Source organism: Deinococcus depolymerans, assembly GCF_039522025.1.
Taxonomy (GTDB): domain Bacteria; phylum Deinococcota; class Deinococci; order Deinococcales; family Deinococcaceae; genus Deinococcus; species Deinococcus depolymerans.
The window spans coordinates 98051-109540 of the sequence record NZ_BAAADB010000004.1; the positions used below are offsets into that span (position 1 = coordinate 98051).

Annotated in this window: 12 protein-coding genes; 9 read left to right on the top strand and 3 right to left on the bottom strand. The window is 52.2% G+C overall.

Annotation, left to right across the window (positions count from 1 at the left end):
* Nucleotide 1: 1 nt before the first annotated feature.
* Genes ABDZ66_RS03255 through ABDZ66_RS03295 form a run of 9 tightly spaced genes read left to right on the top strand, consistent with a single transcriptional unit; the run spans nt 2 to nt 8656 of the window.
* Nucleotides 2-1297, top strand: coding sequence for a glycosyltransferase family protein (locus ABDZ66_RS03255; RefSeq protein WP_343756016.1), 1296 nt, complete (start codon nt 2-4; stop codon nt 1295-1297).
* Nucleotides 1287-2486 carry an oligosaccharide repeat unit polymerase gene (locus tag ABDZ66_RS03260; RefSeq protein ID WP_343756018.1) on the top strand — a complete coding sequence of 400 codons (1200 nt, stop codon included), beginning with the start codon at nt 1287-1289 and terminating at the stop codon, nt 2484-2486. The genes ABDZ66_RS03255 and ABDZ66_RS03260 overlap by 11 nt, the downstream gene beginning before the upstream one ends.
* Entirely contained in the window at nt 2476-3591 is a 1116-nt protein-coding gene (locus tag ABDZ66_RS03265; protein WP_343756020.1) for a glycoside hydrolase family 99-like domain-containing protein, read from the top strand. Before ABDZ66_RS03260 ends, ABDZ66_RS03265 begins: the two co-directional genes overlap by 11 nt.
* On the top strand, nt 3591-4508 hold the full coding sequence (locus tag ABDZ66_RS03270; protein ID WP_343756022.1) for a glycosyltransferase family 2 protein: 918 nt from the start codon (nt 3591-3593) through the stop codon (nt 4506-4508). Before ABDZ66_RS03265 ends, ABDZ66_RS03270 begins: the two co-directional genes overlap by 1 nt.
* Nucleotides 4501-5457, top strand: a complete 957-nt coding sequence (locus ABDZ66_RS03275; protein WP_343756024.1) for an NAD-dependent epimerase/dehydratase family protein — start codon at nt 4501-4503, stop codon at nt 5455-5457. Before ABDZ66_RS03270 ends, ABDZ66_RS03275 begins: the two co-directional genes overlap by 8 nt.
* Nucleotides 5454-6491 carry a dTDP-glucose 4,6-dehydratase gene (gene rfbB / locus ABDZ66_RS03280; RefSeq protein WP_343756026.1) on the top strand — a complete coding sequence of 346 codons (1038 nt, stop codon included), beginning with the start codon at nt 5454-5456 and terminating at the stop codon, nt 6489-6491. The genes ABDZ66_RS03275 and rfbB overlap by 4 nt, the downstream gene beginning before the upstream one ends.
* Nucleotides 6488-7387 (top strand): glucose-1-phosphate thymidylyltransferase RfbA, encoded by a 900-nt coding sequence (rfbA, locus tag ABDZ66_RS03285; protein WP_343756028.1) that lies wholly within the window; start codon nt 6488-6490, stop codon nt 7385-7387. The genes rfbB and rfbA overlap by 4 nt, the downstream gene beginning before the upstream one ends.
* Nucleotides 7380-7940: a dTDP-4-dehydrorhamnose 3,5-epimerase family protein gene (locus tag ABDZ66_RS03290; RefSeq protein ID WP_343756030.1), complete on the top strand. Its 561-nt coding sequence runs from the start codon at nt 7380-7382 to the stop codon at nt 7938-7940. Before rfbA ends, ABDZ66_RS03290 begins: the two co-directional genes overlap by 8 nt.
* Entirely contained in the window at nt 7937-8656 is a 720-nt protein-coding gene (locus ABDZ66_RS03295; RefSeq protein ID WP_343756032.1) for an SDR family oxidoreductase, read from the top strand. Before ABDZ66_RS03290 ends, ABDZ66_RS03295 begins: the two co-directional genes overlap by 4 nt.
* Nucleotides 8657-8885: 229 nt before the next feature.
* Here ABDZ66_RS03295 and ABDZ66_RS03300 read toward each other — a convergent pair whose 3' ends face one another.
* The 3 genes from ABDZ66_RS03300 to ABDZ66_RS03310 all read right to left on the bottom strand — a co-directional run bounded on the left by ABDZ66_RS03300 (nt 8886) and on the right by ABDZ66_RS03310 (nt 11457).
* Nucleotides 8886-10256: an O-antigen ligase family protein gene (locus tag ABDZ66_RS03300; protein ID WP_343756034.1), complete on the bottom strand. Its 1371-nt coding sequence runs from the start codon at nt 10254-10256 to the stop codon at nt 8886-8888.
* Nucleotides 10253-10822, bottom strand: coding sequence for a tetratricopeptide repeat protein (locus ABDZ66_RS03305; RefSeq protein ID WP_343756036.1), 570 nt, complete (start codon nt 10820-10822; stop codon nt 10253-10255). The genes ABDZ66_RS03300 and ABDZ66_RS03305 overlap by 4 nt, the downstream gene beginning before the upstream one ends.
* 104 nt (nt 10823-10926) lie before the next feature.
* On the bottom strand, nt 10927-11457 hold the full coding sequence (locus ABDZ66_RS03310) for a hypothetical protein (RefSeq protein ID WP_343756039.1): 531 nt from the start codon (nt 11455-11457) through the stop codon (nt 10927-10929).
* Between the last annotated feature and the right edge of the window lie 33 nt (nt 11458-11490).

The window sequence follows — 11490 nt, forward strand, 5'->3', positions numbered from 1 at the left end:
CATGAGAAAAAAAGTTCTAATTTTATGTAGGGATTTCCCACCCTATTTTTATTCCGTGGGCGGTGTCAGTAGAATGATCTATCTGTCTAAATATCTCGTCGAAAATAATATCGAACCATCAGTTATTTCTGCTAAGGGCTTTTTTATTTCCAACTTTGGTTTCGAGCCAGTTCTAGAGAGTATTAGAAGAGTATATGTCAAAGATATTTGGCAGCTTGTAAAAACTAAGCGCAGCCTGCATAGCTCTTTGAACAATAATAAAAATCCGAAAGCAAAAATAAGCTTAAAGTCAATATTAATCAAGTTATTTGCCAAAATATTTGGATTTTTAGAGAAAAATATATTAATTGATATGGGAATTCTGTCTTTCATCCCTTTCTTTGCTGCTGCTTGCGCGGAAATTAAGAGGGGATCCAGATTCATAATAGTATCAGTGCCACCTCACAGCATTCTCCTGTCTTCTTTGATGTTAAAGCTCATTTTTAGGTCAAAAATATATCTCGTCTTGGACTATCGAGATGGATGGAACACTAATATAATATTTCGTAGTGAAAATCTAATAGGTAGATATATAGAATTGAGGCTAGAGAGATCCGTACTGCATCATAGTGATCAGGTTTTCTTCGCCACAGAGCAAATGATGAATGCAGTTAACTCTTTTGCGCAAATTTCGCATAAATCTGCCATAATTTTAAATGGTCATCCCGTTGAGGGCGAGTTTGATTCTGAAATAATCAAAAAAAGATGCGCAAAATTAAATATAGGCCATTTTGGATATATATCAGACGATCAAAAAAGCTACAGATATATTGTTCCACTGCTAGATATGATATTATCTAGCAATCTTCCTATTGAGTTGCATCTATATGGTAATGTATCCTTCAAAAAATCCACTCTTGAAAAATACAGCTTCGTAAAAATCTACCCAAATGTCAATGCGGATGAGATGTATAAAACAATGAGGAATATGGATCTCCTCCTGGTATACCACTACCTATCTGATGGTGCACAAGAAGCCATTCCGGGAAAATTGTATGAGCATATCGCAGTAAACATCCCTTCGCTTGTAATCGGTCCTTCTAATTACGCGGCCCGTATCTTTAGTGAGGAAAATGAAATTGGGTACACCGCGGCTATTGAGCGCGAGGATCAAGTCCAAGAAGTTCTTAAGCTAGCGAATTTGGATAAAATGCAGGAGAGAGAATGGGATATATCAAAGCGTCTGTCTAAAAAATACAGCAGGGCAAAACAGTATGAAACGATACTCAATTTAATTAATCAATACTATGCTAAGTAAAATTTTTGATCCTGGGAAACTATTCTTTATACAGGCGTTAATAGTTTTGATCTATATATTAAATAAAGGCGGGCATCAATTAGGAACATACCTGTACATATTTCTTCCTGTTATAGTTTTTCTTCCAATATATGCTTGGTTTAATAAAATAACTGCGAAATATGCTCCAAAGCCAACTCTTGGAGTAGTATACACCAAGATGGCTGTTATATTTTCTATGATCTACGCAAATGTTTGCTTTTTTATATTAATTTTGGTATACAGTGAAGCCGGGGGATTTGGCGGAGCATTAAAAATGCTGGCTGACGCGGGCGGTGTAAGCTACTTTCAGCAAGATTTCTTGGACAAGTACGGTATTTTTTATATCTCTTTATACGCGGCCCCGGCGATAATAACTATAAATGCTATTAATTTTTATAGTAGCTCTCAAAGTAAAAAGATGCTGGCATGTCTAAGTGCGGGCATATTGGTAATAATATTTGGCATATCAATATTATTGGGATCCAGAATATTGATTATATCCGCATGCGCTTGTTGGTTAATGGTGTTTCTTAGATTAGGAAGTGTTAAAAGAAAGCATATTGGCATAATACTAATATCATTGATCATTTCGCTATATTTTATTGTTCAAATTCAAACAACTAAAATACGCACTAATAGTATTTCAGAAGTCTTTGATGTGCTCATCAGGTATTATACTACTTCTTTCGATAATGGTATATATGCGATTGAGCGCTTGTCCTCGGAAAATCCTCTGTTCTGGACTATTCGGCCACTTCTGACGTTACCCATCTTCTCCGATCTAACTAATATTCAATCACTGTATGCTGGGTTATTTGGTACCATACCTATATTGAGCAGAAAGGATGATTTTGATTATGTTTGGAATATGGGATTAGATCCAACTATCAACACTTTTTCATACTTTGGATATCTTTTCCTGGATTATGGATGGTATGGGGCGGTCGTTAATGTGATAATCCTAATTTTACTGCAGATACTGTTCGTTAAAAATCAAAGTGGAAATATTTACAGCCTACTTCTATTTCCTATATTTTACATTGCATTACTAGACCATCTAAGAACAATAAATGTTTTTTCTCAAAGAACCCTGATTTCATGTATAGTAATTGCCGTATATATCGCTTTAGTTAAAGCGTTTTCTTTAAGGAGAAGTAATGAAACGTAACGTGATTGCTCTTTATCTCCCGCAATTTCATCCTATCCCCGAGAACGACCTTTGGTGGGGCAAAGGTTTCACTGAATGGAGGAATGTAGTTCAAAGTCAGCCGAAGTATAAATCACATTATCAACCCCATATTCCGCAAGACTTAGGATTCTACGATCTACGTCTCCCGAGCGTCATTAAGGAGCAGGCAGAACTGGCAAAATCATATGGGATTACGGCATTTAGTATATATCATTACTGGTTTAACGGATACAAACTTTTAGAAAGACCTTTAGAAATTTTGCGTGATCATGAAGACATCGATATAGATTATTGCATGTGTTGGGCCAATGAAAACTGGACTCGTAGATGGGATGGTAAGGATGCTGAAATTTTGATAGAACAGGACTATTCTGAATATGATCCGATTGCGCATATTAAATACATGTCAGGTTTCTTCAATGATAGAAGATATATCAAATGTGAAAATCGTCCATTAATATCTATTTACAGAGCAGAGAGTATTCCTAATTTGACTAGTATAATATCTATTTGGACAGAATACGTAAAGAACATGGGCTACGAAGGTCTCTATATTATTGGAATGTCGAAATCTCCAAAAGAGGACGAGTATCTTATTGGTTGTGGAATCAACGGCTTGATTGATTTCATACCGAAGCGGAATATTTATAAGGCAAACGTTGGTAATCTGCTGAGCTTGGCGAAATATATTGCTAAGAATGGAGCCCGCCCCGTTGTCCACTCAGTTTTCCCAAAACTAACATATTCAAAACGCTTTTCGTATGTCAAGGTAAGAGACGAAGCTCTTTCACGGTATGACAGTTACAGTTATCTGATTCCCTGCATTATACCATCATGGGATAATTCGGCACGTAGAAAGAGCGGGGCAACAATTATTGAAAATCACCATCCACATCTCTATGGTGATTGGTTAAAAAAAGCACTGCGATATAGTGATGCGCCGGAAACTAAAGATAAATTTATATTTATTAATGCATGGAATGAATGGGCCGAAGGCTGCCATTTGGAGCCCGATACACGATTCGGTCATCAATTCCTGGAACAGACCAGACTTGCATTAGAAACACCGGAGAATAAAAAATAATGTCTGCTACTGTCATAATTCCAGTCTATAACCCTGATAGAAATATTAAATTTCTTATTGAATCCTTATTCAAGCAAACAGAAAAGCTCAAAATATTTATAATAGATAGCGGAAATGATCATAAGTGGCGCGATGAAATAACTGCAAGCGAAAACTTGAAAATTGTGAGTATCCCATCTGGGAGCTTTAATCACGGCAGAACGCGCAATTTAGCAGTTGAACTGAGTCAAGAACGGTCTATAATTATATTTATGACTCAAGATACAATGCCAGTGGCGGCGGATAGTTTAGAGAAATTAATTAAACCTATTAAGAAAGGGGAATGTGATGCAACATATGGTCGACAAATCGCCGACCTGAAAGTGTCTTTTGACGACTACATAGACAGAAATATAAATTATCCTCAATACGATATAATCAAAGACAAAAATACACAATCTGTCTTGGGAATTAAAACCTATTTTTTCTCTAATGCTTTCTCTGCTGTTTCCCGAAAATCATTTGAGGCAGCTGGAGGATTTCCGGACAATACGATTATGAACGAGGATATGCTATTATCGTTTAGAATCATTCAGAACGGTGGCAGAATATTGTACGTATCTGAGGCGGAAGTACACCATACCCATGCTTTTGGACTAGATAAATTGTTTAAGAGATACTTCGATCACGGTGTATTTTTTACTAACGAATCTCAAACATTTAAAGGCCTAAAAAAAGGAAGCCAAGGAATTAGAGTAGTAATCATGCAGATCAAATTTGCCAAAAAAATCAAAAAGATTAAATTGATACCGGGCATACTTCTGCGCTCGGCTGTTAAGTTAATGGCATTCCATATAGGAAGAAATCATAGATTGATCTCAGTTGGTCTAAAAAAGAAACTATCTCTCCACTCTAAGTACTGGGAAAGTAATGCTTAGATTGCTAGTTACCGGGGGCTCTGGTTTTGTCGGCAGTAACTTACTAGACAAGCTCGCAATGAGAGCAGAATACCAGTTAATTTCCGCTGATATTTCTATGCCATTGCAAGAAGTTTCTGGAGTTGAATACATTAAATGGGATATCAGGGAGTCCTATCTTGATGCTGACAAGCTGGGCCCTATTGATTGTATTATTCATTTAGCCGCTCTCTGCAAAGAGCCTGGCTATGCATGGGATGAATACTTCCTAACTAATCATGTCGGAACCAAAAACGTGGTCGATCTTGCTAAAAAAGCCGGCTGCAAAAAAATAATTTTTACTAGTACGATGATGGTATTCAAAAGCGAAAACAAGCCAAAATATGAAGCATCTCACCTGAATCCTGATACGGCTTATGGAATTTCTAAGGCGCTGGCTGAAATCGAGATTAAAAAATGGTCTGATTCTCAAGATGGTTCTTATTATATCCTTAGGCCCGGCGTAATATACGGGAATGGCGATCAAGGTAATTTCTCAACAATGATAAGTCAGATTAAAAAGGGAAGATTTGCTTACATAGGTCGTTCATCTACAATTAAATCTACGATTTATTTAGAGCAATGCACCGATATAATATGTGAAATTATCCAAATCCCACAACGCAATAGAATATATCATTTAGTATATCCAGAAGGTACAAGTATTGCAGACTTAACTCATCAAATAAGCAAAACTTTTGGATTTGCTCCCGTAAGAATAGTAATACCTTTCGGAATTGCTTTGATAATGGGATATGTTGGAGAATTTTTGTCAAGCATTGGATTGAAGAATAAGCTTCACCATCGCCGAATAGAGAAACTATATTATGATACAGATATAAGGAGTGTAAATTTAGCAAGCGATGGGATTACTTGTACTTGGGGATTAGATGATGCCATATCTGATCTCAAAAATAAGGAGAAAATATGAGGCTAATAACCAAGCTTCTTGTGACGGGTGGTTGCGGGTTTATCGGGAGTAATTTCGTGCGGTACTGGCTGGCGCAGCACCCGGAGAGCCGCGTGGTGGTGTACGACAAGTTGACGTACGCGGGCCGCAGGGAGAACCTGCATGACCTGTGGGACACGGCGAACGTGTCGCTGGTCGTGGGGGATATCGGGGATCAGGATCTGGTGCGCCGCACCTGCCAGGACGAGGCCATTGATCTGGTCGTGAACTTCGCGGCCGAGACGCACGTGGATCAGAGCATCCTGGGGCCGCTGGTGTTCACGGATACGAACGTGCGCGGTACGCACGTGCTGCTGGAAGTGGCGCGTGAATTGGGGATCCGTCTGCATCACATCAGTACGGACGAGGTGTACGGGCACATCAGGGACAACCACCAGAGCGTGGAGACCGATGATCTGGCCCCGCGCAGTCCGTACGCGGCGAGCAAGGCGGCTGCTGATCAGCTGGTGCAGGCGTACGCGATCACGTACGGTATTCCCGTGACGATCACGCGCGGCGCGAACAATGTCGGGCCGTACCAGTACCCGGAGAAGGCGGTGCCGCTGTTCAGCACGAACGCGATCCTGGGCGAGCCGCTGCCGGTGTACGGTGACGGCCTGCAGATGCGGGATTACGCGCACGTGTACGACCACTGCACGGGCATCGAGGCGGTGCTGCTGAAAGGCGAGATCGGCGAGGTGTACAACGTCGGTACCGGGCGTGAGATGACGAACCTGGAGATGGTGGACATCGTGCTGGAGACTCTCGGGAAGGATCACGGCCTCGTGAAGCACGTGACGGACCGCCCCGGCCATGACCGCCGGTACTCCATGAACGTGGACAAGCTGCGCACGCTGGGCTGGGAGCCGAAGTACGACCCCCGCCAGGCGGTCGCGGAGGCCGCGCGTTGGTACGTGGACAACCGCTGGTGGTGGGAACCCATCCGCAGCGGAGAATTCCGTGAGTACTACGATCGTCAGTACGCCGAGCGTCTCGCGGGGACCGGCCAGCAATGACGGCATTCACCACGTCCCGCCGGGGGATCATCCTGGCGGGCGGGTCCGGCACGCGCCTGTACCCGGCCACCATCGCGGTTAGCAAGCAGCTTCTGCCCATTTACGACAAGCCGATGATCTATTACCCGCTGACCACCCTGATGCTGGGCGGCATGCAGGACATCTTGATCATCAGCACGCCCGAGGACACCCCGCGCTTCAGGCAGCTGCTGGGCGACGGGTCGCAGTGGGGGATCCGCCTGGAGTACGCCGTGCAGCCGAAACCGGAAGGCCTGGCGCAGGCTTTCCTGATCGGTGAGGAGTTCATCGCGGGGAACCCGAGCGCGCTGGTGCTGGGCGATAACATCTTCTATGGGAATGACCTGTCGGACCTGATGCAGGCCGCCAACAGATGCACTGAGGGGGCTACCGTCTTCGCGTACCAGGTGAGCGATCCGGAACGCTACGGTGTCGTCGACTTTGATGATAGCGGGAAGGCACTTTCCATTGAGGAGAAACCGGCCGAGCCGAAATCCGACTACGCGGTCACGGGTCTGTACTTCTACGATGAGCGCGTGGTCGATATTGCCCGCAGCATCAAGCCGTCGCCACGCGGGGAGCTGGAGATCACGGACGTGAACAGCACCTACCTGAACGAGGGTCTGCTGGACGTGCAGCTCATGCGCCGGGGCTTCGCGTGGCTGGATACCGGCACGCACGAGAGCATGCTGGAAGCCAGCCTGTTCGTGCAGGCCATCGAGCACCGCCAGGGCCTGAAGATCGCCTCGCCCGAGGAGATCGCGTGGCGCAACGGCTGGATCAGCACGGAGATGCTGCTGGAGCAGGCGCAGAAACTCGCCAAGAACGGGTACGGGAAGTACCTGCTGAAACTGAGCAAGGAGAAACGCCATGCCTGAACAGACCGCCGAGCACACCATCAAGCTGGCGGCCGAGTACGCGCAGGAACTGAAGTTCGAGGCGTATCCGGCCGCCCCGCAGATCGACGGCGTGTGGTTCCATGCGCTGAAGAAGAACCGCAGCGAGAACGGCGCGTTCATGGAGTACGTCCGCCTGGACGAACAGGGCGTGCAGGGGCTCCCCGGCCAGCTCACGCCCCGTCAGATCAGCGTCTCCTGGGCCGCACCGAAACGCATCAACGCCTTCCATATTCACGTCAAGCAGGAGCAGAACGAGATCTGGTGCGTGCTGCAGGGCCAGCTGATGATCTGGCTGGTGGACTGCCGCGCCGGCAGCCCCACGCTGGGCGTGAAGCGCAAACTGGTGTTCAGCGGTGAGCAGCCCATGATGGTGCATATCCCCAGCGGCGTCGCGCACGGGTATCAGTCGGGTGAGCAGGGCGCGACGCTGCTGTATACCATGGACGCCCAGTTCGACATCACGGACCCCAACGAGGGTCGCCTGCCCTGGAATTTCTTCGGTGACGACCTGTGGGCCGAGGACATGGGATGAAGATCCTGCTGACCGGCGGCGGTGGCCGACTGGGCACCGAACTGCGGGCCCTGCTGCCCGGTATCGTCGCCCCGACTTCTGCCGAGATGAACATCACCGACGCCGCGCAGGTGCTGGACGTGGCGCGGCGCGAGCAGCCCGACCTGATCGTGCACGCCGCCGCATACACCAACGTGGGCGGCGCCGAGAAGGACCGCGACGCCTGCTGGAACGCCAACGTGGTCGGCACCCGTACCATGGCCGCCGCCGCGAACCACGTCAACGCCAAACTGATTCACATCAGCACCGACTACGTGTTCAGCGGCGAGACCGGTGACTACCGTGAGGACGACACGCCCGGCCCGGTCGTCAACTACTACTCGCTGACCAAGCTGGTCGCGGAAGAAGCGGCCCGCGTCGCCCGCGACCACCTGATCATCCGTACCAGCTTCCGCCCACGCGAGTTCGTTCACCCAGTAGCTTTCAGCGATGTGTTTACCAGCCAGGATTACGTAGACGTGCTCGCCCCGCAGATCGCACAGGGCATCATGCACGCCCGTGAGATCCCGTACGAACTGCTGCATATCGTTACCGAGCGCAAGAGCGTGTTCGAACTGGCACTCCGCCGTAAACCCAATGTGAAAGAAGGCATCCGAGCGCAGGCCAGTGTGACCCTGCCCGGCGACGTCAGCCTGAACACCGAACGCTGGAGAAAGCTACGAGAGACGCTCGGCTGACTGATACGGACTCCGATTGAATGGCTTACAAAGCCGTTCAATCCGAGCGGATGCGACTCGGAGAGCTGCTCCGCAGAGAAGGAGAGAAGCGGGTTCCGGACGTGGAGCTGGCAATCCGGTGAAGTTCCGATCTGTGAACGAAACAAACGGAATCCGTATGAGATTTCCACACTCGTGCAGGAAGGGGGGTAGGGCGACCGTTCCGGATGCCTTACCCTTCCGCCGTGTTTCAGAAGTTCAGATCCACGGCAGTCGACGCGGGAACTCCAGGTCGGTCGGGTGGGGCGGGCCGAAGGTCACGTACACTGAAAATCAACACGTACGCGCCGATCATGGTGCCGGGGATGGCGCTCAGGTGGCTGTCGTACAGGCCCGTGAACAGGTAGACGGGCAGGATGGCCGCACCGGTCATGGCGAGGGACGTCCAGCCGCGCCCGATCAGGCTGACCAGTAGTGTTATGGACAGCAGCGCCGCACCGATCAGGCCAAGTTCGACGGCAACCATCAGGTAGTCACTGTGGGCGTAGTTGACGTACTGGCCGTCGACGTACTGTCTGAAAGGATGGTCGGTGACGGGCGCGCGGACAGTCTGAAACTCGGTGGCCCACTGGCCGGGACCGATGCCGGTAAGGGGCTGAGTCTCTATCAGGGCCGTGCCGAAGCGGTGAATGGCCTTTCGAACCTCGATGAACGTTTCGAACGACTGACTGATCCCGATCCGCTTGCTGTACGTGTCGAACTGCGCCTGCCCGGCGGGTGTCGTCAGGGTGATCACGATCCACGTGGCGGCGGCCAGGGCGGCGGCAGTCAGGGTCACTCCGGCCCAGGGGCGGTGCTTCCAGGCCCACACGATCACGGGCACGGCGGCGGCCAGCATGACGGCCGGAATGGAGCTGCCGTCCGTGAACAGGTTCGTGTACTGCACTCCGGCCGCCAGTGCCAGGACGGGCAGGGTGTGCCAGCCGGGGCGGGTGTTCAGCAGGACGGTACTCGTCAGGGCGGCGACGGTGATCAGGTAGCCGCTGTAGTGGCTCGGGTGGAAGTACGGGCCGGTCAGGATCTTCTCGGGTACGCCGTCCAGGTACGTGAAGCCGGGGATCAGGTGCCCCTGCCCCTGCAGGAGGGCCAGGGTGACGGCGGCGCCGCCGGTCAGCAGGAACGCCGTGAGGACCGTCTGCTGCCGCGCGTGCGTGCGGGCCAGGGCGTGCACGCTCAGGGCGGTGCCGAGGGTGGCGGTCCAGATGCCGGCCCAGCGCAGCCCTTCGAGGCGGTCGGGGGCCTGGTCGGCGCTGATCCACACCCAGCCCAGGAACGCCAGGGCGCTCAGGGTCATCAGGGGGTTGGGCAGGTCCAGGCGGCCGCGCAGGCCGCTGGCGATCAGGGTCAGGGCGACGGTGACGCTGCCGAGCAGGATCAGGCCGCTGAAACCCCAGCCGAAGGCGCTGCCCTGTGCCAGCGGACCCCAGGCGATGGTCAGGCACGCGGCGAGCAGCGCGGCCCATTCGGCGGTGCGGGCAGCGCGGGAGCGCAGGGTGGGGGAGGGCGTGTGTGGGCCGGGCGGGCCGGTCACGGGTGGTTGGAGTGTGGGTGGGTGGGTCATGGGCGGCCTTCCAGCGCCCTGAGGCCGTCGCGGCATTCCCCGACGTTGCGGTTCAGGGTCAGGCAGCGGTCGTAGGCGCCCCTGGCCTGGGCGGTCTGTCCGGACAGTTCGAGGTAGCGGGCGCGTTCCAGCCAGTACGCGGCGTTGTTCGGGTCGCGGTCGATGGCGCCCTGCAGCAGGGTCAGGCCGCGGGCGTAGTCCTGCCGGAAGGCGTACATGCGGGCGTGCTCGTAGTGCGGTTTGGGCCAGCTGGGGCTCAGGCGTTTGGCGGTGGCGAACGCGGTTTCCGCCTCGGTTTTCAGCGCGTCGGTGCCGCGGAAGTACCAGAGGCTGCGTGCGCCTTCCGCGAGGCGTTCCTGCACGCGGGCGTCGCGGGGGTTCAGGGCGGCGGCCTGCCGGACGGCGTTCAGGCTGGCGTCGAATTCCAGGCGGTTCTGTTCGGCCTGGGCGCGCGTGATGAGTTCACCGGCCCGCAGGTCCGTGACGGCCTGCCGGGCCGGGAGGATCAGGATGGCGGCCGCGAGGAACGCGACCGGCCAGGGGAAGGGAATGCTGCGCTGGGTCAAGGGAAGCGTCACCACCGTTCGGAAAGGGGAGGAGGGGCAGGGGAGGGGCATGAAAACACCGCCCCGGTGGGGGGGCGGCGTGAGGGTTCAGCCGTGTGTGGGGCTCAGTTGCCGCCGCCGCGGGGCGTGACGGGGGCGTTCGCGATGACTTCGGCGCGGTTGGCGAGGACGGTCGCGGCGACCGGGTCGGCCACGAGTTTCGCGACTGCTTCCACCGAGCCGGTGAACAGGCTGGGGTTGCTGGCGAGCAGCTGCTCGACGGCGGCGAGACTGACGGGTTTGGGCGTCTGGCCGGGTTTCGGGGCGGGACGCGCGGCTTCCAGGATCGCCTTGAGGGCCACGGCGGCGGGAACGGGCGTGGTCCCGGCGCTCAGGAGGGCGGTCAGGGATTCGGGGGAGATGCCCAGCAGCGCGGCGTACGGGCCGGCGGAGGCGCTGCCGGGTTTCAGGCCCGCGAGGATCGCGGCGACCTGCGCGTCGGTCAGGACCAGCCCTTTGGCCTTCAGGATGGCTTTCAGGACGTCCGTGCCGGTCGCGGTGGGCGCTTTGGTCTGCGTGGCCTGGGCCAGGGCGGCCGGCAGAGCAGCGGGCAGGGCGACGGTCAGCAGGGTGGCGGACAGGATGAACTTCTTCATGGGGACCTCGGGGGCGTTCGGTGTGGGCGGGTG